General features: G+C 64.0%; 14 protein-coding genes. 11 read left to right on the top strand and 3 right to left on the bottom strand.

Annotated features, from left to right (window positions below; all coding sequences use genetic code 11):
* From FJW07_RS12490 to FJW07_RS12470, 5 genes are all read left to right on the top strand, one after another.
* Nucleotides 1-6,054, top strand: a complete 6,054-nt coding sequence (locus FJW07_RS12490; RefSeq protein ID WP_140856691.1) for a translocation/assembly module TamB domain-containing protein — start codon at nucleotides 1-3, stop codon at nucleotides 6,052-6,054.
* Between the two features lie 277 nt (nucleotides 6,055-6,331).
* A complete protein-coding gene (locus FJW07_RS12485; RefSeq protein ID WP_140659815.1) occupies nucleotides 6,332-7,990 on the top strand; it encodes an ABC transporter substrate-binding protein in 1,659 nt (552 codons plus the stop codon).
* A 149-nt stretch (nucleotides 7,991-8,139) separates the two neighbouring features.
* On the top strand, nucleotides 8,140-9,174 hold the full coding sequence (locus FJW07_RS12480; protein ID WP_140646109.1) for an ABC transporter permease: 1,035 nt from the start codon (nucleotides 8,140-8,142) through the stop codon (nucleotides 9,172-9,174).
* Between the two features lie 11 nt (nucleotides 9,175-9,185).
* The gene (locus FJW07_RS12475; protein ID WP_140646108.1) at nucleotides 9,186-10,343 is read left to right on the top strand and encodes an ABC transporter permease; all 1,158 of its coding nucleotides are present in this window, start codon (nucleotides 9,186-9,188) and stop codon (nucleotides 10,341-10,343) included.
* Between the two features lie 50 nt (nucleotides 10,344-10,393).
* Nucleotides 10,394-12,727, top strand: a complete 2,334-nt coding sequence (locus tag FJW07_RS12470) for an ABC transporter ATP-binding protein (protein WP_140706465.1) — start codon at nucleotides 10,394-10,396, stop codon at nucleotides 12,725-12,727.
* Nucleotides 12,728-12,960: 233 nt separating this feature from the next.
* Here the strand turns inward: FJW07_RS12470 and FJW07_RS12465 are convergent, their stop codons facing one another.
* Nucleotides 12,961-13,551, bottom strand: a complete 591-nt coding sequence (locus FJW07_RS12465) for a hypothetical protein (protein ID WP_140647617.1) — start codon at nucleotides 13,549-13,551, stop codon at nucleotides 12,961-12,963.
* A 211-nt stretch (nucleotides 13,552-13,762) separates the two neighbouring features.
* Here FJW07_RS12465 and FJW07_RS12460 point away from each other — a divergent pair, with 211 nt between their 5' ends.
* Nucleotides 13,763-15,301, top strand: coding sequence for a trimethylamine methyltransferase family protein (locus FJW07_RS12460; protein WP_140856689.1), 1,539 nt, complete (start codon nucleotides 13,763-13,765; stop codon nucleotides 15,299-15,301).
* A 65-nt stretch (nucleotides 15,302-15,366) separates the two neighbouring features.
* Nucleotides 15,367-17,793, top strand: a complete 2,427-nt coding sequence (locus tag FJW07_RS12455) for an FAD-dependent oxidoreductase (protein ID WP_140784138.1) — start codon at nucleotides 15,367-15,369, stop codon at nucleotides 17,791-17,793.
* A gap of 107 nt (nucleotides 17,794-17,900) precedes the next feature.
* Here FJW07_RS12455 and FJW07_RS12450 read toward each other — a convergent pair whose 3' ends face one another.
* Nucleotides 17,901-18,290 carry a DoxX family protein gene (locus FJW07_RS12450; RefSeq protein WP_140784137.1) on the bottom strand — a complete coding sequence of 130 codons (390 nt, stop codon included), beginning with the start codon at nucleotides 18,288-18,290 and terminating at the stop codon, nucleotides 17,901-17,903.
* A 197-nt stretch (nucleotides 18,291-18,487) separates the two neighbouring features.
* Here FJW07_RS12450 and FJW07_RS12445 point away from each other — a divergent pair, with 197 nt between their 5' ends.
* Nucleotides 18,488-18,976, top strand: coding sequence for a hypothetical protein (locus FJW07_RS12445; RefSeq protein ID WP_140856721.1), 489 nt, complete (start codon nucleotides 18,488-18,490; stop codon nucleotides 18,974-18,976).
* Nucleotides 18,977-19,006: 30 nt separating this feature from the next.
* Here the strand turns inward: FJW07_RS12445 and FJW07_RS12440 are convergent, their stop codons facing one another.
* Nucleotides 19,007-19,783 (bottom strand): VOC family protein, encoded by a 777-nt coding sequence (locus FJW07_RS12440; protein ID WP_140856687.1) that lies wholly within the window; start codon nucleotides 19,781-19,783, stop codon nucleotides 19,007-19,009.
* A gap of 267 nt (nucleotides 19,784-20,050) precedes the next feature.
* Between FJW07_RS12440 and FJW07_RS12435 the strand changes: the two genes are divergently transcribed.
* The 3 genes from FJW07_RS12435 to preA all read left to right on the top strand — a co-directional run bounded on the left by FJW07_RS12435 (nucleotide 20,051) and on the right by preA (nucleotide 23,578).
* Entirely contained in the window at nucleotides 20,051-20,785 is a 735-nt protein-coding gene (locus tag FJW07_RS12435) for a gamma-glutamylcyclotransferase (RefSeq protein ID WP_140856685.1), read from the top strand.
* 112 nt (nucleotides 20,786-20,897) lie between these two features.
* Complete coding sequence (locus tag FJW07_RS12430; protein ID WP_140856683.1) at nucleotides 20,898-22,262, top strand: NAD(P)-dependent oxidoreductase; 1,365 nt, start codon at nucleotides 20,898-20,900, stop codon at nucleotides 22,260-22,262.
* Between the two features lie 2 nt (nucleotides 22,263-22,264).
* On the top strand, nucleotides 22,265-23,578 hold the full coding sequence (gene preA / locus FJW07_RS12425; protein WP_140706449.1) for an NAD-dependent dihydropyrimidine dehydrogenase subunit PreA: 1,314 nt from the start codon (nucleotides 22,265-22,267) through the stop codon (nucleotides 23,576-23,578).
* The last annotated feature ends 9 nt before the right edge of the window (nucleotides 23,579-23,587 follow it).

Raw genomic sequence — 23,587 nt, 5'->3', positions numbered from 1 at the left:
ATGAAGATGGTCTGGCGCATCCTCCGCATCTGCCTCTACGCGCTGCTTGTGCTGCTCGTGGTGGCGAGCGGCGCGCTTGTCGTTCTGACCGGCACCGAAGGCGGCCGGCAGAATCTTGCCGGCTTGATATCGAAGATGGCTTCGAATGAGGACCGCAAGGTGACGGTCAGCGGCATCGAAGGCATCTGGTCGGGCGCGCTCAGGGTGGACCACGTCGTGTTGGAAGACCGCGCCGGGCCCTGGATGGTGGCGCGCAAGGTGGCGCTCGACTGGTCGCCGACGGCGCTTCTCTCCTGGAATTTCAATGCCAACCGCTTTGCCGCCGAGCGCATCGAGCTGGCGCGGCTGCCGCAGCCGAGCCAGCAGCCGTCGCAAGGCGGCTCGTCCAGCCTGCCGGTGTCGATCGATGTGAAGCAGATCGACCTGCCGGAGATCGCGCTTGGCCAGGAGCTAGCCGGCAGCGGCATCGCCGAGCTGGCCGCCAAGGGCTCGCTCAAGGCGGATCCATCGCCACTGGCGATCGAGAGCGTGCTGAACGTGAGCCGTCACGACGGCAGAGAGGGCAATGTCGACGCCAAGATCCATTTTGCGCCGGCCGACAACAAGCTCGACCTCGATCTCAAGGCTTCGGAGCCGGCGGGCGGCATCATCGCCAATTTGCTCAAGCTGCCGGATGCGCCGCCCATCAACATCGTGGTTTCCGGCAGCGGACCTTTAGCCAACTGGAGCGGCGTCGGCACCTTCATGGTCGACGGACGGATCGTCAGCCAGTTGACCGGCCGGCACCAACTCACCGACAAGGGCCACCGCATCGAGGCCAAGGGCGACGGCCAGTTCGAAGGCTTCCTGCCGGAGAAGATAAAGGCGCTTTTTGCCGGCAAGACGAGCTTCGACCTCGCCGGAACAGCGACCACGTCGGGCGGGGTCGATATCGAGCGCGCGACCATAGAGAGCGATGCTGTGCACGGCGCCGCGACCGGCAATGTCGATCCGAAGGGCGCCAGCGACCTCGCCGTCGAGCTCTCCGCCAAGGACAAGCCGGTCACTGTCGATGTCGGCAACAGCGCTGCACCGATCCTGGTCGCCGTCGAAAAGGCAACGGTGCGCGCCTTTGGCGACGGCAAGGCGCCGATGGTCGATATCGGCACGTCGCTTACCTCGGTGGCCGTCGGCGGGACCCAGCTCAACAATATTACGGGCGAGATCCATTCCGACGGCTTCGATATCGGGAACCGTAGCGGTCCGGTCAGCATCAAGCTCGCGGCCGCCGGCCTGAAGACGGATGTGGCGACGCTGGCGCCGCTGGTGACCGGCAAGCTCGCCGCGGATCTTTCCGGCACGATCAGCCGCGAGACCGTGACCATCGAGAAAGGCACCTTGCGTAGCGATGCGCTCAATGCGGCGCTGACGGCGGGCGTGTCGCTCGCCGATCTGTCGATGACGCTGAAGATGAATGCCGACGCCGTCTCGAAGGCATTGCCGCCGCAGATCAGCTCACTGCTCGGCGAGCGGGTGAAGTTTTCCGCTACCGCGACCCGCGACCCGCAGGGCGCGTTCGCCGCCAACTCGCTGGAGATCAGCTCTGGCTCGCTCAGGGCCAGCGGCACCGGCAGCATGCAGGGCTCGGACATCCAGGCCAGCGTCAATGGCACATTGGGCGACGTCTCGCCGCTGTCGTCGCTCGCTGGCACGCCGCTCGCAGGCGGGGTCAATTTCGCGGTGACCACGAGCGGTCCGCGCTGGGCGCCGGATTTCTCCGTTTCAGCAGACAGCGCCAGCCTGACGGCCGCCGGCCGCACGGTGAAGGACATCAAGCTCTCGGCCAAGGGCAAGGCCGACATCGCCAACCCGTCCGCCGAAATCTTACTGACCGGCAGCGCCGAGGGGCAGGCGCTGGACATCGCAGCCTCGCTGGTGACGGCCGACGGCAAGCGCTCGATCAGGGGTCTCAGCCTGGCGCTCGGCGACAACAAGGTTTCGGGCGATCTCGCGCTCGACGACAAGTTCCTGCCGCTCGGCACATTGACGCTTGCCGTGCCCGACATCGGGCCGCTTGCCGCCCTGGCAAATCAGACCGCGACCGGCGACATCAACGGCACGATCGCCTTTGCCAAGGAGGGCGAGGCCCCGACCGTCACCATCAATGCGGCCAGCACGTCGATCGCGCGCGGCGAGCTGGCGGCAAAGACGATCACCGTCAACGCGCTGATCGCCAACTACCTCAAGGGGCCGGCGATCTCGGGCACCATCAAGGCCGACAGCGTCAGTTCCGGCAGCACGGTCATCAGCGGCATCGGCATCGATTTGAAGCGCGACGGCGACTGGACGAACTTTACCGGAGGCGCGACGGCGTCCGGCATTCCGGCCACCGCCACCGGGCGCGTGAAGATCGCCAACGGCACCACAAGCGTGGAAATCGCCTCCGGCGAGGCGACGGTGCGCGGCATCAAGGCGGCCATCGCCGAACCTTCCAGCCTTTCCATAGCCAACGGGGTGACCTCTATTGAGAAGCTCGCGCTCAATCTCGGCGGCGGTTCGGCGACCGTTTCCGGCAGCGCCGGTCAGACCCTCGACCTGACGGCCAACCTCGCCAACCTCCCGGTGGCGCTCGCCAATGATTTCGTGCCCGGCCTCGACGGGGCGGGAACGGTGGAGGGCACGGCGCACGTCACGGGTCCGTCGTCCAGCCCCGACGTTCAGTTCAACGCGAAGGTGGCGGGCGCCGAAACCAGCCAGACCCGACAGGCGGGGCTCGGGCCGTTGGATCTGGATGCTGCCGGCAGCTATACGCTGGCGGGCGGCGTGGCCTTGGACCACGCCACGCTTTCGGGCCAAGGGATTTCGGGCAAGGCCGCCGGCACCCTCAACCCCAACGGCGCCAGCGATTTCTCCCTCGACCTTACCTCATCCGGACCCAGCTTGCCGTTGACGGTCGGCAGCGCCCAAAGCCCGATCAAGATCGCGGTCCAGTCCTTGTCGGCGAGGATGGCGGGCGAGAGCACGCAAGCGCGGCTCGATGTGTCCGCGATCCTGCCTTCCATTGCCGCCAGCCAGGCGACGGTTGACGGCCTCATCCTGGCGCTGCATTCGGATGCCTTCGACCTCAAGGGGCGGGCAGGTCAGGTTTCCGGCACGGTGTCGGTGGACAGGATTGGCCTCGACAATCCGACGATCGCGCCGCTGATCGCCGGCAAGGTCACGGCCAAGGTCAATGGCCGCCTGACGACCGATGCCGTTGCCGTCGACAGCGGCTCCTTGAGAAGCGATGCGCTCAACAGCCAGGTCGCCGGCCGGATATCGCTGGGCGACGGTTCGGTCTACCTCAATATGAACGCCAATGTCGCCTCTTCAGCCTTGCCGGCGGTGGTGCGCGGCATGCTTGGCGAGAGCGCTGCGTTGAGCGCCTCGCTGAAGCGCGATGCCAATGGCAATGTCAATGTCGACGGGCTGAAGCTGAATTCCGGCGCGCTCAGCGCCGACGGCCAGGCGAGCCTTGCCGACGGCAGGTTGGCCGCCGGGATCAGAGGCGCATTGAGCGATGTTTCGGGGCTGTCGAAAGACGCCAAGGGCGCCATCGCCTTTGTCTTGAACGCGCAAGGCCTGGTTACCGCGCCCGACCTGTCGATGACGGTGAGCAGCGACCGGCTTTCGGTGGCGGCGCGCGAGATCACGGGACTGAAGCTTACGGCCAGCGGCAAGGCCGATGCCGCCAATCCGGCGGCCAATGTACAGCTCACCGGCAATGTCGCCGGGCAGAATCTGCAAGGCAGCGCGGTGCTCGCCACGACCAATGGCAGCCGCGCGATCAACGGGCTTCTGCTGTCGCTCGGTCCGAACAAGATCTCCGGCGACCTCATCCTCGACGATGCCTTCGTGCCGGCCGGAACCGTTTCGCTCGACCTGCCCGATATCGGGCCGCTCGCCGCGCTGGCCCTGGAAAAGGCCGAGGGCAATGTGCGTGGCACGATCGCTTTCACCAAGGCGGCTAACGGACCCAACGTCGCGGTCAAGGCGAACACCTCGGAGATCAAGCGCGGCGATCTCTCGGCCAGGAATGTCGCCATCGACGCGCAGATCGCGAACTATATGGCAGCACCCGTCATTGCCGGCACGGTGCGCGCCGAAAGCGTGACGTCCGGCGGCACCGCCATCACCGGCATCGATGTCGATCTCAAGCGCGACGGCGACTGGACCGGCTTCTCGGGTGGCGCCACCGTCAAGAACATCCCGGCCAAAGCCGCCGGCCGCGTGAAGGTCGCCAACGGCACGACGACCGTCGAGCTCGCCTCTGGCCAGGCGACCGTGCAGGGCATCAAGGCCGCGATCGCGCAGGCCTCGACGATCACTGTCGCCAACGGCGTGACGACGCTCGACCGGCTGGTGCTCAATCTCGGCGGCGGCACGGCGACGGTGACGGGCAAGGTCGCGCAGGCACTCGACATCAACGCCAACCTGGCGAGGGTGCCGATCTCGCTCGCCAACAGTTTTTCGCCGGGTCTCGACGCGGCCGGCTCGATCTCGGGCACGGTCAAGGTCACCGGCCAGCCTTCGACCCCCTCGGTCGCCTTCAACATCGATGCTTCCGGCGTGCAGACCTCGCAGACACGCAGCGCCGGCCTCGGCGGCATGAATGTGTCGTCGTCGGGAACCTTCGCCGGCAACAAGCTCGCCTTCGACGCCAACATCAGCGACGGCGCCGGCCTCGGCCTTAAGGGTGGCGGCACGGTTGCGACGGCAGGCACGCCCACCTTGGCGCTCGACTTCAACGGCAAGGTGCCTTTTTCCTTCCTTGCCGCCAAGCTCGCCGCTCAAGGTCTGGCGCTCAACGGCACCGCCAATGTCGATGTGCAGGTGCGTGGCCCTGCATCCGCGCCGGTGATCAGCGGCAAAGTCACGACATCCGGCTCGCGCCTTATCGATGCCCGCTCCGGCCTGGCGGTCAACGATATCGCCGCCGACGTCGCGATTGGCGGCGGCGTCGCCAGGATCAACCGCTTGACTGGAAAGCTGTCGACGCGCGGCAACCTGTCGGCGAGCGGCACGGTGGGCATCACGCCGGCGCAAGGTTTTCCGGCCGATCTGTCGGTCAAGCTTACCGATGGCCGCTACACCGACGGCCGGGTGGTGACCGCCAATCTCGGCGGCGACCTGACCGTCAAGGGCCCGCTCGTCTCGGCGCCGGTGATCGCCGGCACGATCAACCTGGCGAGGACGGTCATCACCGTCCCGGAAAAGCTGCCGGGCTCGCTTTCGGCGCTGGATGTCAAGCACAAGAACGCGCCGGCTTCGGTGCGGGCGCAGGACAAGGCGCTGCGTCCGGCGACGTCCAGCGGCAGCAGCAACGGCGGCAGCGGCCTGACGCTCGACGTGACGGTCAACGCGCCGAACCAGATCTTCATTCAGGGCAGGGGCGTCGATGCCGAACTCGGCGGCTCGCTGAAGTTGACGGGCCCTGCCTCGGCGCCGCAGGCGGTAGGCACTTTCACCCTGCAGCGCGGACGGCTGATTATCCTCTCCAAGCGGCTGACCTTCACCGAGGGCACGATCGGGTTCCAGGGGTCGCTGGTGCCCTATCTCAACATGACGGCGACCACGACGACGAGCAGCGCCACGGTCACGATCCTCGTGTCGGGCGAGGCGACCAATCCGAAGTTCACCTTCTCCTCCGTGCCGGCGCTGCCCCAGGACGAGGTGATGGCGCAGCTCATCTTTGGCCAATCCATGTCCAAACTGTCGCCGCTGCAGATCGCGCAGCTTGCGAGCGCCGCCGCGCAGCTGGCTGGCGTCGGCGGATCGACGTCGCTGCTCGAGAACCTGCAGAGCGCCATCGGTGTCGACGATCTCGACGTGACGACGGACGAGAAGGGCGGCACCGCGGTTTCGGCCGGCAAGTACCTCAACGACCGCACCTATGTGACCATACAGAAGGGCGACAAACCTGGCTCCGGCAAGGCCACGATCGACCTCAATGTCGGCCGCGGCGTGAAGCTGCGCGGCGAGGCCAATGACGCCGGCGAAGCAAAGGGCGGCGTCTTCTACGAACGCGAATATTGAGGCTGCGCGGCCCTTCCAAGGCCAGTCGAAGCGGCCGCTCGCCACGGCCACAGAGCCCCTAATCCTCATAAAATGTATTGATTTAATCGCCCGCGACGAATTTTGGGAAAATCCGCCTCACGCTAACAAATTTGCGTCAAGACTGTCGCTATCGCGCGAACCGTATTGCAACCAAAGATGCACATTCCCTAACATGTTCCCACTTCACACCGTGTTTTGACATCACGGCTTGGATGCGGAATGTTACAAGGCGGAAAGCCAACAATGGGAGTAAGTCATGGCAATCTACAAGAGCAATGGTGACCGTGTTCCGGATCACATCCTGAAAATGGCCGAAGACGCCAAATCGGGCGGCGTGGACCGCCGCGAGTTTCTGGCTTTGGCAAGCGTCTTCGGCGCATCGACGGCAATGGCCTATGGCATGCTCGGCCTCGCCGCGCCTACCCCGGCCCGGGCCGAGGACGTGCAGGGCAAGAAGGGCGGCGTGATCAAGGTCGCGATGTCGATCAAGGATCCGAAGGATCCGCGCACGGCCGACTGGTCCGAAATCTCCAATGCCGAGCGCCAGGCGCTCGAGCCGCTGGTGAAATACACCAAGGAATACACCTTCGCGCCGTACCTGCTGGCGAGCTGGGACATCAATGACGACGCCACAGAATATACGCTGCATGTGCGGCCGGGCGTCGAGTGGAACAATGGCGACAAGTTCACCGCCGACGACGTGATCTACAATTTCACCCGCTGGGCCGATAAGGGCGCGGAAGGCAATTCGATGCCTGGCCGCCTCGGCAGCCTCGTCGACGACACGACCAAGAAGCTGCGCGACGGCTCCGTCGTCAAGGTCGACGACATGACGGTCAAGCTAAAGCTGTCCAAGCCCGACATCGCCATCATCCCGAACCTGTGCGACTACCCGGCGCTGGTCGTGCACAAGACCTTCGACGAGAAGGGCGCCAACTTCAAGAACTGCCCGATCGGCACCGGTCCGTTCGAGCTGGTCTCCTACGACGTCGGCCAGAAGGTGGTCTACAAGCGCCGCGAGACCGGCAAGTGGTGGCAGGGCGAGGCCTTCCTCGACGGCGTCGAGTTCATCGATTACGGCACCGATCCGGCGGCGACCGTCTCGGCTTTCGAGTCGGGCGAAGTCCAGACCAACCACGAAACCACCGCCGACTACATCAAGATCATCGCGGATGTCGGCGCGCCGGTTTCGGAAGTCGTGACGGCAGCCACGGTTGTGTCTCGCTTCAACGTCACCAAGAAGCCCTATGACGACCAGAAGGTTCGTCAGGCGATGTTGCTTGCCGTCGACAACGCCACCGTGCTGCAGCTCGGCTATGGCAATGCCGGCACGCCGGCCGAAAACCACCATGTCGCGCCGATCCATCCGGAGTATGTCAAGCTGCCGGAGGTCAAGCGCGACATCGCCAAGGCCAAGCAGATGCTGACGGAAGCCGGCGCGATCGATTTCGAGCACGAGCTGATCAGCAACGACGAGGACTACCACAAGAACACCACGGACGCGATCGCGGCCCAGCTGCGCGAGGCCGGCATCAAGGTGAAGCGCACCGTGCTGCCGAGCTCGACCTTCTGGAACGACTGGACGAAGTATCCGTTCTCGGAAACCAACTGGAACATGCGTCCATTGGGCATCCAGGTCATCGCCATCGCCTACCGCTCCGGCGAAGCCTGGAACGAGACCGCTTACGCCAACCCGGACTTCGACAAGAAGGTGAACGAGGCGCTCGGCATCGCCGATGCGGAGAAGCGCAAGGTTGTGATGAAGGACATCGAGCAGACGCTGCAGGATTCCGGCATCATCATCCAACCTTACTGGCGCAAGCTCTACATCAACATCAAGCCCGAGGTGAAGAACCACTCGATGCACCCCACCTACGAGCACGACTTCGGCAAGGTCTGGCTCGACCAGGCGTGATCCATGGCGTGATGAATACGAGGGGCCGCGGCCCCTCGTATCTCAAGCTTCGTCGCCGCTGCATATCCTGCGGCGGTGGCGGGGCCTCATCCGCTTTTCGAAACAGGGTTGAGCCTATCTGACCCCAACCCGGCCGGCAGGGGGCGCGCATGTTCTCATTCATCGCCAGACGCATCGGCACCATACTGCTCACGATGCTGTGCCTGACGCTGGTCGTGTTCTTTCTCGTCAATCTCGAGCCCAATCTCAAGAAACTGGCGATCAGCCAGACCGAGATGCACACGCCCGCCGACCAGCTTGAAAGCTGGCTGGTCAACCATGGCTACCGGCAGAATTTCTTCGTGCGCTACGGCCAGTGGCTGGGCGTCCTGCCGAAGCATCCGATCACCGATCCGGCGACCGGCAAGACGACCCAACGCTTCTCCTTCTGCAACGACCCGATCGAACCGACATTCTCCGGCGTTCTGCAGGGCGATTTCGGTTGCTCGACCAAGTTCAAGACGACGGTCGGGGCCAAGCTTTTCCCGGCCCTCGGCGCCACCGGATTGCTGATGTTCTGGGTGCTGGCGGTGATGGTGCCGATCTCGCTGCTGATCGGCATTCTCGCCGGCATGCGCGAAGGCTCGCGCACCGACCGTGTGCTGTCCGTGGCCTCGATCGCCTCGACGGCGACGCCCGAATATGTGTCGGGCGTCATCTTCACCGTCATCTTCGCCTCCTGGCTCGGCTGGCTGAACGGTTCGGCCGCGTCCGCCAGCCAAGGCATCACCTTCTACAATTTCACGCTGCCGGTGATCACGCTGGCGATCTACGGCATCGGCTATATCGCGCGCATGACACGCGCCTCGATGGTCGAGGTGATGACGCAGCAATATATCCGCACCGCCCGGCTGAAGGGCCTGTCCTTCAGCAGCGTGGTCATCAAGCATGCGTTGCGCAACGCGCTGATCGCACCCTTCACCGTCATCATGCTGCAGTTCCCGTGGCTGCTGACCGGCGTCGTCATCGTCGAGGTGATGTTCCGCTACCAGGGCTTTGGCTACACGCTGGTCGAAGCCGCCGGCAACAACGACATCGATCTGCTGCTCGGCTGCTCGCTGGTCTCGGTGTTCATCGTGCTGATCACGCAGCTCATTTCCGATGTCGGCTACGCGTTTCTCAATCCGCGTATCAGGGTTCAATAGGGGCAGGGCCGATGCAAACCGAATATATCAGCGCCTTCGACGTGGTTATCGGCGTGCTCTGGCGGTTCTGGCCGGTGTGGGTCGGGCTCATCCTGGTGATGGGCGCCAGCTTTACCTACAAGAAGCGACTCGGCCTCTACGGCCAGCTCTTCGACAGCGGCGTCGGCATCGCCGGCGTCTTCATCTGCCTGTTCTGGCTGTTTACGGCGATCTTCGCCTCGACCATCTCGCCCTTCGACCCGTTGGCGCAGATCTCGGTGATGAAGGACACGCTGCCCGGCGCGATCGAGCCGGCATCGAAGCTCGTCTATTATTTCGGTGGCGACAAGCTTGCCCGCGACGTGTTCTCGCGCATGGTCTATGGCAGCCAGATCGTGCTGATCATTGCGCCGGCCGCCACCGGCTTCGCGCTGATGGTCGGCATCACGCTCGGCCTGCCGGCCGGCTACTATGGCGGCAAGATCGACACGCTGCTGTCGTTCCTTGCCAATCTGGTGCTGGCCTTCCCGGTCATCCTTCTGTTCTACCTGCTGGTGACGCCGGGCATCATGGACACGCCGATCCCCTACGCGATGGCGGGATTGTTCTTCCTGTTCCCGATCATCTTCTTCAGCGTCCTGTTTTGGACGCGGTTCAAAAACCGGCCGGATCGGCTCTATATCCTGCTTGGCATCACGCTGGTGGTCGGCGGCTGGATCTATGCGGGCCTCGTCTTCGACAAGGATCCGTTCCATATCGTCCACATCGATCCGAACCAGCTCAACATCTTCGTGGCGGTGGTGTTCGCTTCCAGCCCCGGCGTGTTCCGCATCGTGCGCGGTCTGACCATGGACATCAAGACGCGCGACTATGTTGCGGCGGCGCAGACGCGCGGTGAATCGCCCTGGTACATCATGCTGTGGGAGATCCTGCCCAATGCGCGCGGTCCGCTGATCGTCGATGCCTGCCTGCGTATCGGCTACACGACGATCCTGCTCGGAACGCTCGGCTATTTCGGCCTGGGCCTGGCGCCGGAGAGCCCCGACTGGGGCACCGCGATCAAGGACGCCAGCCGCCTCTTGCGTTCCTTCATCCACCCGGCGCTGCCGCCGACGATCGCATTGATGTCGTTCGTGCTGGGGCTGAACCTGTTGGCGGATTCGCTGCGTGAACAGTCGATGAAGGATTGATGGCGGGGCTTTCGGCCCCATCTTCCAAGAACCAAGGATTGGAGCGACCCATGAACGAGGCAGTTCGAGATCCAGGCAAGCCGACCAATGGGCCGATCATCGAGATCGAGAACCTCTCGATCTCCTTCTTCACCCGCAAGGGCGAGATCCCGGCCGTGATGGATTTTTCCTGCACGGTGATGCCCGGCGAGGCGATGGGCATCGTCGGCGAATCCGGCTGCGGCAAGTCGACCGTGTCGCTCGGCATCATGCGCGACCTTTCCAACATCGGAAAGATCGTCGGCGGCAAGATCAAGTTCCAGGGCAAGGACATGGGCGAGCTCTCCGAGGAGGAGCTACGCTCCATCCGCGGCAACAAGATCGCCATGATCTACCAGGAGCCGATGGCGAGCCTCAATCCGGCGATGAAAATCGGCCAGCAGCTGATGGAAGTGCCGCTGATCCACGACAAGGTGTCGAAGGAAGAGGCGCATAATCGCGCGCTGGAGATGGTGCGGGCGGTGAGGCTGCCCGATCCCGAGCGCATGATGCGCTCCTATCCGCACCAGCTGTCGGGCGGCCAGCAGCAGCGCATCGTCATTGCCATGGCGCTGCTGTCCAAGCCGGCGCTCTTGCTGCTCGACGAGCCGACGACGGCGCTCGACGTCACCGTCGAGGCCGGCATCGTCGAACTGGTCAAGGGGCTGGGCGAGAAGTTCGGCACCTCGATGATCTTCGTGTCGCACAATCTCGGTCTCATCCTCGAGACCTGCGACAAGATCACGGTGATGTATTCCGGCGAAGCGGTCGAGACCGGCAAGATCGAGGATGTGTTCGACCGGATGCGCCATCCCTATACGCAAGGGTTGTTCCGCTCGATCCCGCTGCCCGGCGCCGACAAGAACTCACGGCCGCTGATCTCCATTCCCGGCCAGTTGCCGCTGCCGCACGAGCGGCCGAAGGGTTGCAATTTCGGGCCACGCTGCCACCATTTCGTCGAGGGCGTCTGCAACGCCGCGGAAATCCCGATGATCCCGGTCGACGGCCATGAGGGGCATTTCTCGCGCTGCGTGCGGTTCAACGAGATCGACTGGGAGGCGCTGCCGCCCGGCGCCAAGAAGGTCAACGAAAAGGTCGAGCCCGGCGCGCCGGTGCTCAAGATCGACGATCTCAAGAAATACTACAGGGTTGGCGGCAGCGAGGTGTTTGGTTCCAGCGAAGGCCGCGTCGTCAAGGCCAACGAGACGATCTCGTTCACCGCGCGCGAATCCGAGACGGTTGCGATCGTCGGCGAATCCGGCTGCGGCAAGTCGACACTCGCCAAGGTGCTTCTGGGACTGGAGACCGCCAGTTCCGGCACGGTGACGCTGGGCAACAAGGAGATCCAGTCGACCGGCATCGAGAGCCGCAATGTCGAGACCGTCTCTTCGATCCAGATGGTGTTCCAGAACCCGTTTGACACGCTGAACCCCAGCCACAGCGTCGGCTCGCAGATCATCCGCACGCTGGAGAAGTTCAAGGTCGGCAAGAATGTCGCCGAGCGGCGCCAGCGCATGCTGGAACTGCTCGACCTGGTGAAGCTGCCGCGCGCCTTCGAGACCCGTAAGCCACGCCAGCTGTCGGGCGGCCAGAAGCAGCGCATCGGCGTGGCGCGCGCCTTTGCCGGCGACGCCAAGGTTGTGGTGGCCGACGAGCCGGTCTCGGCGCTCGATGTCTCGGTGCAGGCGGCGGTGACCGAACTGCTGATGGATATCCAGCGCAAGAACAAGACGACGATGCTGTTCATCAGCCACGATCTGTCGGTGGTGCGCTACATCGCCGACCGCGTCGTCGTCATGTATCTCGGCTATATCGTCGAGCAAGGGACGACCGACCAGATCTTCTCGCCGCCTTACCACCCCTATACCGAGGCGCTGCTCTCGGCGATCCCGATCGCCGACACGAGCGTGGTCAAGAAGCACATCGTGCTCGAAGGCGACATCCCGTCGGCGATGAACCCGCCGACCGGCTGCCCGTTCCAGACGCGTTGCGGCTACAAGAAACTGGTGCCGGACAATCTGTGCGAGACCAAGGTGCCGCCGGTGAAGAATCTCGGCGACGGCCATATGAGCCTGTGCTGGCTTGCCGACGACGTGCTGGCGAAGATGGAGCCGGTCATCAAGTTCGACAAGGAGCATGCCGCGCATGAGGGCGTGCCCGAAGATGCGCCGCACGGCGAAGGCCCGGGATTTGCGGCTTCGCCGCCGAAGCGTCCACGGGGCAAGAAGGCCAGTGCCGAAGCCGATGCGACCGGAGAGGCCATCGAGGAGAATGACGCCGTCTTGCGAGCCCGTCGTCACGAAGTCCGCGACGAGACATCGGAAACCGGTGTTTCAAAGCCGAAGGACACGACAAGGCGTCACTAGTGCGTTTCACCGTTTCATGGAAATGGCGAAACGCCCTATCTCTTTGTTTTGACGCAATTCCGGACGGCAGGCTGCGGCGAAGTCGCCCAGCCCAACCGCTCCCACTTTGCTCTAATGCATGTCGCGCAAAAGTGTGCAGCGGTTTTGCGACAGCGACATGCATGAAAACAAAGGCCTAAAGCGCGTCGCCTGAATCCGCTTCAGCGCGACGCGCTTTAGGCCCAGACGAAGCGTTAACTGCCGCACTGCCGCATCTGCGCGGCGTAATCGCGGGCCATCTGGTCGGTGGCGCGCGCGTAGCCTTGAACGCCGGCGTCGCCGCGATTGCCGCGGCCATAGGCGGTCCAGCCGAGATAGTAGGCCAGATAGAGATTGTAGGTGTCGTTGCGGGCGACGCCGAAGGTGCCGGCGGTCTTGGAGTGGTACCAGCCGACGAAGTCGATGGCGTCGGCAAAGCGCGTGCGGCGCGCCGCCCAGTTGCCGGTCTCGCTTTGATATTGCGACCAGGTGCCGTCGAGCGCCTGCGAGTAGCCGGTGGCGCTCGAGACATGGGTCCACGGGATGAAGCCGAGCAGCTTGGTGCGCGGCGGGCGCGCATTGCTCTTGAAGCCGGATTCCTTGCGCACCGTCGCCATCAGCACGGGGACGGGGATGCCGTATTTCTGCTCGGTCCGTTCGGCGGCGGACTGCCAGTTGTCGAACCAGCCGTCATTCTGGTCGAAGACGGCGCAGACATTGTTGATGTGACTGGGCGCTGTCGCGCAGGCCGAAAGCGCCAGCAGCACGGAGACAGCGACAATTTTACTAAAACTCGACCTACGCATTGGAAGACGAATAGGCCGAAATCATAAAAGGAGTCTTGCGCGGTTCCTTAACGCGGATGCGGAGGCATGAAAAAGCCGAGTGTCGATATTACGACCATCGGCGTCGCTATTCTCTTCATTGGCTTTGAAAAATGCCGCCTTGGCTAAAATCACGCCGGCAAATGGCGAATTCCTGACAGCTTGCATGTGATGCCGGCGCTCTGATGCGCGCATGAGCGAACCAAGACGCAAGCGCGGCGCCGAGCGCACCAGCAACCGTGGCCCCGCGGCCATTCCACAGCTGCCGCGGCGGCGAGTGGAGAATCCCTATCCGCCCATGGCGCTGCTGTCGGCCGACCAGATCGAGGCCATCCACCAGGCGTCGATGCATATATTGGAGAATTTCGGCATCGAGGTGATGAGCGCGCGGGCGCTGTCGCTGTTCGAGCGCGCCGGCGCCAAGGTCGATCACGGCTCGATGAATGTGCGCATCGATCGTGGCATGGTCGAGGCGGCGCTGAAGTCGACGCGCCCGGCCTACACGCTGACACCGCGCAATCCGGCCCACACCATCCATCTCGGCGGCAGCACGATCAACTTCACGCTGGTGGCGGGGCCGCCCAATGTGCATGACATGGAGCGCGGCCGCCGCGCCGGCAACCTTGCCGACTATTCGGACCTCGTGCGGCTGGCGCAGCATTTCAACTGCATCCACATGCTGGGCAATCAGGTCTGCGCGCCGATCGAGCTGCCGGCGAACACAAGGCATATGGACACCTATTTCGCCAACCTGACGCTGACCGACAAATCTTTCCACGTCTCGGCGATCGGCCGGGGCAGGGCGCTCGACGGCATCGAGATGATGGCGATCGCGCGCGGGCTGACGCTTGACGAGATGCGCGACGATCCCGGCGTCAACACCATCATTTCGGTCAACTCGCCGCGCCGCTTCGACGAGATGATGGCGGAAGGGCTGATGACCATGGCCGAATACGGCCAGTCGGTGGCGGTGACGCCGTTCACGCTGATGGGCGCGATGAGCCCGGTGACGCTGGCCGGCGCGTTGGCGCAGCAGAATGCCGAGGCGCTGTTCGGCGTGGTGCTGACGCAGCTGGTGCGTCCGGGCGCGCCGGTGATGTATGGCGCCTTCACCTCCAATGTCGACATGAAGTCTGGCGCGCCCGCCTTCGGCACGCCGGAAAACACCAAGGCCAATATCGCATCAGGGCAATTGGCGCGGCGCTATAGATTGCCCTATCGCACGACGCCGGGCTCGGCCTCGAACGCGGCGGACGCGCAGGGCGCTTATGAAACGCTGATGGCTTTGTGGGGCGCGGTGCTCGGCCACGGCAATCTCGTCTACCATGCCGCCGGCTGGCAGGAGGGCGGCCTGACGGCCTCGTTCGAAAAGCTCATCATCGATGTTGAGATGATGCAGCACATGATGGAGTTTTTGCGCCCGATCGTGGTCGACGAAGGCGAACTGGCCGTGGACGCGCTGGGCGCGGTGCCGACCGGCGGCCATTTCTTCGGCGAGCCGCACACGCTGGAGCGCTACGCCACCGCCTTCTACCAGCCGATGCTTTCCAACTGGCAGAATTACGAGGCCTGGCAGGAGGCTGGCGGGCTCGACACGACGGCGCGCGCGACGCGGCTGTGGAAGAAAGCGCTGGAGGAATATGTCCAGCCGGCCATGGACCCCGCCGTGCGCGAAGCGCTCGAAGCCTATATGGCGCGCCGCAAGGAAGCGATCGGGCAGGGCGAACCGTGATGGAACAGCTTCCCATCCTGATTCATTTCAATCTCTCAACTCACTGAACCAACGAGAAAAACCCCATGAAGTCGCATGCAAAGGTCGTGGTCATCGGCGGTGGTGTCGTCGGATGCTCGGTGCTGTTCCATCTTGCCCGCCATGGCTGGACCGATGTCGTGCTTCTCGAACGCGATGAGCTGACCTCGGGCTCGACCTGGCATGCGGCGGGCGGCATGCACACCATCAACGGCGACCCCAACGTCGCCAAGCTGCAGAAATACACGATCTCGCTCTATAAGGAGATCGAGGAGCTTTCGGGACAGGCGACGGGCGTGCACCTGACGGGCGGCGTGCTTCTGGCGGCAACCGAGGCGCGGCTCGACTGGTTGCGCGGCGTCGTGTCGAAGGGCCGCTATCTCGGCATCGATCTCGAAGTCATTTCCGCGAAGGAAGCCGCGGAATTGATGCCGCTGATCGATCCCAGCCAGTTCGTCGGCGCCGTGCGCAACAAGGAGGACGGCCACCTCGATCCGTCCGGCGTGACCCACGCCTATGCCAAGGCCGCGCGGAAACTGGGCGCCGAGGTCGAGCGCTTCACCAAGGTCGAGGACATCGTGCGCCGGCCCGACGGGTTGTGGCGCGTCATCACCAACAAAGGCGAGGTGGTGACCGAGCATGTCGTCAATGCCGGAGGGCTGTGGGCGCGCGAGGTCGGCCGCATGGTTGGGCTCGAGCTGCCGGTGCTCGCGATGGAGCACATGTACCTGATCACCGAGGACATGCCGGAGGTCGCGGATTGGAACAAGAAGACCGGCACCGAGATCATCCACGCGGTCGATTTCGACGGTGAGCTCTATCTGCGCCAGGAGCGCGGCGGCATGCTGATGGGCACCTATGAGAAGGCCAACAAGGTGTGGTCGGAGTTCACCACGCCTTGGAATTTCGGCCATGAGCTGCTGGAACCGGACATCGACCGCATCGCGCCGTCGCTGGAAGTCGGCTTTCGCCACTTCCCGGCCTTCCAGAAGACCGGGATCAAGCAGATCATCAACGGCCCATTCACCTTCGCGCCCGACGGCAATCCGCTGGTCGGCCCGGTGCGCGGCCTGCCGGGCTTCTGGGTCGCCTGCGGCGTCATGGCCGGCTTCAGCCAAGGCGGCGGCGTCGGTCTCGCGCTCTCCAACTGGATGATCGAGGGCGATCCCGGCGCCGACATCTGGGCGATGGATGTCGCCCGCTACGGCGACTGGGCGACGATGGCCTACACCAACGCCAAAGTGCGCGAGAATTACTCGCGCCGCTTCTCGATCCGTTTCCCCAACGAGGAATTGCCGGCCGGGCGCCAGCTCAAGACGACGCCGGTCTACGACCTGCTGTCGGCCAAGGGCGCGCAATGGGGCGTTTCTTTCGGGCTTGAGGTGCCGCTGTGGTATGCGCCCGCGGGCGTCAAGGATGAGTTCTCATGGCGGCGCTCCAACGATTTCGCCCATATCGCCAATGAAGTGGCGGCGGTGCGCGGCGGCGTCGGCCTGTCGGAGATCTCGAACTTCGCCAAATACAAGGTGACGGGCGAGGGCGCCTCAGCCTGGCTCGACCGTGTGCTTGCCTGCAAATTGCCGAAGCCCGGCCGCATGACGCTGGCGCCGATGCTGAAGCAAGACGGCAAGCTGATCGGCGACTTCACGCTCGCCAACGTTGGCGACGGCGAATGGTTCATCGCCGGCTCCGGCGTCGCCGAGCAATACCACATGCGCTGGTTCGAGGCGCATCTGCCCAAGGACGGCTCGGTACACATCGAGGCGCTGGGGCAGAAACTCACCGGCCTCGCCATCGCCGGACCGAAAGCGCGGGAGGTGCTGGCGAAAGCCAGCCGCGCCGACGTCTCCAATGCCGCATTCCCGTTCATGGCGGTGGCGCTGATGGATATCGGCATGGCGCCGTGCCTGGTCGGGCGCGTCAGCTATACCGGCGATCTCGGCTACGAGATCTGGGTGGCGCCCGAATATCAGCGCGCCGCCTTCCAGGCGCTGCTGGCGGCGGGCGAGGAATTTTCGATCGGCCTGTTCGGCTCGAGGGCGCTCAATGCGCTGAGGCTCGAGAAGAACTACGGCTCATGGGCGCGCGAGTACCGGCCGATCTACGGGCCGCTCGAGGCCGGGCTCGACCGTTTCGTCGCCTATGGCAAGGATGCCGATTTCATCGGCAAGGCAGCGGCGCTCGCCGAGCGCAAAGGGGGCGGCAAGCTTCGGCTGCGCAGCTTCATTGTCGACGCCACCGATGCCGACGTCATCGGCGACGAGGCGATCTGGCATGACGGTGTCGTGCTCGGCTGGGTCACGTCCGGCGGCTATGCGCATAATTCGGGGAAGTCGGTCGCCTTGGGCTATGTGCCCAAGGAGATCGCCGACAGACCGGACGGGTTCGAGATCGAGATCCTCGGCAAGCGTCATGCGGCGCGCATCCAGGCGGCGGCGCTGTTCGACGCCAATTTCGAACGGATGCGCGCCTGAAGCGCTACGGCTTCGCCGATGCGCTTCAGATTCTTGGCTTTGTGCATGCCGTCATCCCAAAACGGCTGAGCACTTTTGGGCGACATGCACTGGCGGTGCATGCTTTGTCAGCCGCGACGGTTGTCCAGCGCGAAGGCGCCTGGGCCGGCGAATATAAGATAGAGGAAGATGAAGCAGAAGGAGATCGCCAAGTCGCCGCCGTTGTTTACGGGGAAGAAGTCGCGCGGGAAGTGCGCCATGAAATAGGCGATGGCCATTTCGCCAGCCAGGAGGAAGGCGACCGGGCGGGTGAAGAGCCCGAGCGCCAGCAGGATGCCGCCAGCGAATTCGAGAATGCCGGCCGCCGTCGTCAGCCCGGTGAGGGCGTGCGGCTGAGCGCTGACCGGGAAGTTGAACAGCTTCTGCGAGCCATGTTCGATGAACTGCAACGCGGTCATGATGCGCAGCACGCCCAGCGCCTGCGGCCGGTACCGAGCAAGGCTTTCAAAAAGCTTCATCTAAAACTCCATTTTACCCCGCCCGGCCATAAATTATCACCCGGCAATGGACCACTCACTTCCCACGGCCCCACCATCAACAATCGGTGAGTGAAAATGGTTTCACCTCTCAACAAATGTTCTCGCAATGGTTGCATATTTATCCCTATGGTTGTATTGATATGCCGAGACATCAAACCATACGGGTCCGCTTTGCCATGAAAAAAATCCTCATCAGCCTATTCGCAATCCTTGCAGGCACCAGCTTCGCCGCGGCCGCTGACGGGGGCTGCGATGCCTTCAAATGGCCGGTTGCGCGCGAGCAGGCCCTGTTCCCGGCGGCGCCGGCCGCCCAGTCCGGCACCTCCCTGACAGTCGGGCAAGCGGTGGATTTCTCGCTCGAGGCCGTCGATACGGTCAGCTTTGAAGTGCCGCCGGAACGCGCACCGGCAGCCGGCACGTTCGGCGCGACGGCCAGCGTGGCCGTGCCGCCTGATGGCGAGTTGCAGCTCAGCCTGTCCGACGAGGCCTGGATCGATGTCGTGCAGGACGGCAAGACCGTAAAATCGGTGGCTTTCAGCGGCGTCAAGACCTGCCCGGGCATCCGCAAGAGCGTCCGCTTCAAGCTCGCCGGCGGCGCGGCGATCATCCAGATCAGCGGCGCAAAAAAGGCCGATCTGAAGGTGGCTGTGCTGACGCCGGAGTGATCCGGCGCCAGCCCATCCAAGCAAGCGCTGCTAACGCGTCGACGCCAGCAGCGCGAAATGCGCGCCTTGCGGGTCCTGGCACTGGATGATCCACTGGCCGCTCGGCACGTCCATCGGTCCCATGATGACCTTGCCGCCATTGTCGGTGACGCGCTTGGCGGCGGCGTCGATGGCGTCGACGTTGAAATAGAACTGCCAGACGGGAACCGGGATCTGCGGCGGCTTGTTCATGATGCCGCCGCCGGATTCGGGGCCGGCGCCAAAAGTCTGGTAGATGCCCATCTCGCCCATATCGAACTGGCCGGCGCTCTCCCAGCCGAACTGGCTGGAATAGAAGTCGAAAGCGGCTTTCCAATCCGAGGTGTAGAGCTCGTGCCAGCCGATATGGCCGGGTGTGGTCGCCGGCACCGACGGCTGTTCAGGCTGGTTGGGCTGAAGGAACATGAAGGCCGCGCCTTGCGGGTCGGCAACGACGGCGAAGCGGCCGACGCCCGGAATGTCGTCCGGCGCGCGGTGCACCGCACCGCCGGCGTCCTTGAGCGCTTGCGTCGAGGCGTCGACGTCCTTGGTGTGGATGTAGCCCACCCAGGCCGGCGGCATACCCATCTTGGCGGGTTCTTCCGGCATCGTCATCAGCCCGCCGACGCCGCGCACGCTGGAATTCATCACGATGTAGCGCGGCATGCCAGGCGCCTTGTCGAAGGGCTCGGCCCGCCAGCCGACAACGGCCGTATAAAAAGCCTCGGCGGCGTCGAGGTCGGTGGTCATCAGTTCGTACCAGAAGAAAGGTTGCGGGGATTTCGGCATGGTCGGTCTCCTCACCGGTTCAGGCAGCGATCGCGGTTCGATCCATCCTAGGACGATCCTGGCGACAGAAATCCGACATCTGGGCCGGAATTCGAGGATGGCAAGGCACTGGCGCATGTCGCCTAGGGCGCGCAGCGGTTTTGCGACGACGACATGCATCAAAGCGCGCCTCGCTCCGATCCGTTCCTGCGTGATGCTTTAGGATTCGCAATCTTGCGCGCCATGGGGTTTTCGACTTTGCTTGTTGCCGATGAGGGGTTTCAATCCATGCGCCACATGTCACTGACGCCGGAGCTTGTCGCTCTGTGCCATCGGGAGGAGGTCGACCCTGGCCCCAGCGGGGATTGGACACAGCTAAGCGACGATGATTTCCGGACGCTTGCCACGCGTCTTGCCGGCGAGGCCGATGAAGGTCCGCTTTGGGTGTTCGCCTATGGCTCGCTGATCTGGAAACCGGCCTTCGAGTCCGTCGAGCAGTTGCGCGCCTCGGCGCATGGCTGGCATCGCTCCTTCTGCCTGGATCTCGTGCGCTGGAGAGGCAGCGCCGAGCAGCCCGGACTGATGATGGCGCTCGAACGCGGCGGGCGCTGCGATGGCGTGATCTACCGCCTGCCGGACGGTGACAAGGCAGCCCAGATCGAAAGGCTGTTGCGACGCGAGATCGACGATCACGAAGCCGTCAGCTCGGTGCGATGGGTCCCAGTGCGCACCGTGCAAGGATCGCTCAAGGCGCTCGGTTTCTGGGTCGGCGTCACCGGCAGGGGGACGTCTCTCGGGCAGCCGCTGGAGAGCGTAGCAAAGATATTGGCTCGCGCGTGCGGCCATGTCGGTTCCGGCGCCGAATATCTCTACAACACCGTCAGCCACCTCGAGACATTCGGCATCCATGACCGCAATCTGTGGCGGCTGCAGGAACTGGTGGCGGACGAGATCCGGTCGATCCATGGCCACAAGGTCACAAGCCATGCCATAGCAGAGGTTACCGAGCTGGCTATAACATGATTTCATTTGTCATGTTTTACTCGGCCATTACAGTGGCTTGGCAGAAAATTGACCAATTGATAAAAAAATAAAACGTGCTAGCCTTCTCAAAACGACAACAAGGGGAGCTGGAATGGCGACTGGTCATTTCATCGAAGGCATTGCCGGCGGCCGGCTGTCTTCCGAGCAATATGCCGACAATTTTTCCGACCTGCATCCGCCGCTCGATCATCATGAGGCGCTGGTCGAATCCGATCGCTGCTATTTCTGCTACGACGCGCCGTGCATGAACGCGTGTCCGACTTCGATCGACATCCCCCTGTTCATCCGCCAGATCGCGACCGGCAATCCGCTGGGCTCGGCCAAGACGATCTTCGACCAGAACATCCTTGGCGGCATGTGCGCCCGCGTCTGCCCGACCGAGACGCTGTGCGAAGAGGTCTGCGTGCGCGAGGTGGCGGAGGGCAAGCCTGTGCAGATCGGCCGGCTGCAGCGCTACGCCACCGACGTCGCCATGAGCGAGGACAAGCAGTTCTACAAGCGCGCCGAGCCGACCGGGAAGAGCATCGCCGTGGTCGGTGCCGGGCCGGCCGGGCTGGCGGCAGCGCATCGCCTCGCCCGTCATGGCCATGAGGTGACGATCCTGGAGGCGCGGCCGAAGGCCGGCGGCCTCAACGAATATGGCATCGCCGCCTATAAGAGCGTCGACGATTTCGCCCAGGCCGAGGTCGACTATGTCACGGCGATCGGCGGCATCGATATCCAGAACGGCAAGGCGCTCGGCCGCGACTTCCAGCTTGCCGACCTGATGCGTAACTACGACGCGGTGTTCCTTGGGCTCGGGCTCGGCGGGGTCAATGCGCTGCGCGCCGATGGCGAGGATGCCGATGGCGTCACCAATGCGGTGGAATTCATCTCGGAACTGCGCCAGGCGAGCGACCTTTCCAGCCTGCCGGTCGGCCGACGCGTCGTCGTCATCGGCGGCGGCATGACGGCGATCGATGCCGCGGTGCAGTCGAAGCTGCTCGGCGCGGAAGAGGTGACGGTCTGCTACCGGCGCGGCCAGGAGCACATGAACGCTTCCGGCTTCGAACAGGACCTGGCCGCCGCCAACGGCGTCACCATCCGCCACTGGCTGCAGCCGAAGCGCGTCCTTGCGGAGAACGGCAAGGTTTCCGCGATCGAGCTCGAATACACCGCGATCAGCGGCGACAAGCTCACGGGCACCGGCGAACGGCTCACGCTTGTCGCCGACCAGGTGTTCAAGGCGATCGGCCAGAGCTTCGTGCCGGCGCATCTCAACGGCAGCGGCGAGCAGATCGACCTCGAAGGCGGACGCATTAGGGTCGATGCGGAAGGCCGCACTTCGCTGGCAAAAGTCTGGGCCGGCGGCGACTGCATCTTCGGCGGCGACGACCTAACGGTCTCGGCGGTGGCTCAAGGGCGCGACGCCGCCGAGAGCATCCACCGGGCACTGACCTCTAACGGGAGGGCATGAGCATGGCAGACATCCGCAACAATTTCGTCGGGATCAAGTCGCCCAATCCGTTCTGGCTGGCCTCGGCGCCGCCGACGGACAAGGCCTACAATGTCATCCGCGCCTTCAAGGCCGGTTGGGGCGGCGTGGTGTGGAAGACGCTCGGCGAGGAGGGCCCGCCGGTCGTCAACGTCAACGGCCCGCGCTACGGCGCGATCTGGGGCGCCGACCGCCGCCTGCTCGGCCTGAACAATATCGAGCTGATCACCGACCGCGACCTGCAGGTCAATTTGCGCGAGATCAAGCAGGTCAAGAAGGACTGGCCCGACCGCGCCATCGTCGTCTCGCTGATGGTTCCCTGCGTCGAGGACGCCTGGAAGGCAATCCTGCCGGTGGTCGAGGACACGGAAGCCGACGGCATCGAGCTCAATTTCGGCTGCCCGCATGGCATGTCGGAACGTGGCATGGGCGCGGCCGTCGGCCAGGTGCCCGAATACATCGAGATGGTGGTGCGCTGGTGCAAGCAGAATACCCGTATGCCGGTCATCACCAAGCTGACGCCCAATATCACCGATGTGCGCAAGCCCGCGCGAGCGGCGCTTGCCGGCGGCACGGACGCGGTGTCGCTGATCAACACCATCAACTCGATCACCGGCGTCGACCTCGACAGTTTCGCCCCGCAGCCGACCATCGACGGCAAGGGCTCGCATGGCGGCTATTGCGGTCCGGCGGTGAAGCCGATCGCCATGAACATGGTGGCCGAGATCGCTCGCGATCCCGAAACGCATGGCCTGCCGATCTCGGGCATCGGCGGCATCACCACCTGGCGTGATGCCGCTGAATTCATGGCGCTCGGCGCCGGCAATGTGCAGGTCTGCACCGCGGCCATGACCTACGGCTTCAAGATCGTGCAGGAGATGATCGCCGGGCTGGAGAACTGGATGGACGAGAAGGGCCATGCCTCGCTCTCCGACATCATCGGCCGCGCAACGCCCAACGTCACCGACTGGCAGTATCTCAACCTCAACTATGTCGCCAAGGCGCATATCGACCAGGACGCCTGCATCAAATGCGGCCGCTGCCATATCGCCTGCGAGGACACCTCGCACCAGGCGATCACCAGCATGGTCGACGGCGTCAGGCATTTCGAAGTGATCGAGGCCGAATGCGTCGGCTGCAACCTCTGCGTCAATGTCTGCCCGGTCGAGGGCTGCATCACCATGGAGCCCTTGGCGGCCGGCGCGATGGACCAGCGCACCGGCAAGCCGGTGTCGCCGATCTACGCCAACTGGACGACGCACCCCAACAATCCGATGGCCAAGGTGGCGGCGGAATAAGCTTGGGTT

It is taken from the genome of Mesorhizobium sp. B3-1-9 (assembly GCF_006439595.1).
Classification (GTDB): domain Bacteria; phylum Pseudomonadota; class Alphaproteobacteria; order Rhizobiales; family Rhizobiaceae; genus Mesorhizobium.
Note: the sequence above shows the minus strand (reverse complement) of the source record. Positions and strands in the feature narration are given on the sequence as shown.

Coding starts and splice junctions, on each gene's coding strand:
- FJW07_RS12490 (WP_140856691.1), top strand. CDS start 1: ATGAAGATGGTCTGGCGCATCCTCCGCATCTGCCTCTACGCGCTGCTT.
- FJW07_RS12470 (WP_140706465.1), top strand. CDS start 10,394: ATGAACGAGGCAGTTCGAGATCCAGGCAAGCCGACCAATGGGCCGATC.
- FJW07_RS12455 (WP_140784138.1), top strand. CDS start 15,367: ATGAAGTCGCATGCAAAGGTCGTGGTCATCGGCGGTGGTGTCGTCGGA.
- FJW07_RS12435 (WP_140856685.1), top strand. CDS start 20,051: ATGCGCCACATGTCACTGACGCCGGAGCTTGTCGCTCTGTGCCATCGG.
- FJW07_RS12485 (WP_140659815.1), top strand. CDS start 6,332: ATGGCAATCTACAAGAGCAATGGTGACCGTGTTCCGGATCACATCCTG.
- FJW07_RS12460 (WP_140856689.1), top strand. CDS start 13,763: ATGAGCGAACCAAGACGCAAGCGCGGCGCCGAGCGCACCAGCAACCGT.
- FJW07_RS12480 (WP_140646109.1), top strand. CDS start 8,140: ATGTTCTCATTCATCGCCAGACGCATCGGCACCATACTGCTCACGATG.
- FJW07_RS12430 (WP_140856683.1), top strand. CDS start 20,898: ATGGCGACTGGTCATTTCATCGAAGGCATTGCCGGCGGCCGGCTGTCT.
- preA (WP_140706449.1), top strand. CDS start 22,265: ATGGCAGACATCCGCAACAATTTCGTCGGGATCAAGTCGCCCAATCCG.
- FJW07_RS12440 (WP_140856687.1), bottom strand. CDS start 19,783: ATGCCGAAATCCCCGCAACCTTTCTTCTGGTACGAACTGATGACCACC.
- FJW07_RS12445 (WP_140856721.1), top strand. CDS start 18,488: ATGAAAAAAATCCTCATCAGCCTATTCGCAATCCTTGCAGGCACCAGC.
- FJW07_RS12465 (WP_140647617.1), bottom strand. CDS start 13,551: ATGCGTAGGTCGAGTTTTAGTAAAATTGTCGCTGTCTCCGTGCTGCTG.
- FJW07_RS12450 (WP_140784137.1), bottom strand. CDS start 18,290: ATGAAGCTTTTTGAAAGCCTTGCTCGGTACCGGCCGCAGGCGCTGGGC.
- FJW07_RS12475 (WP_140646108.1), top strand. CDS start 9,186: ATGCAAACCGAATATATCAGCGCCTTCGACGTGGTTATCGGCGTGCTC.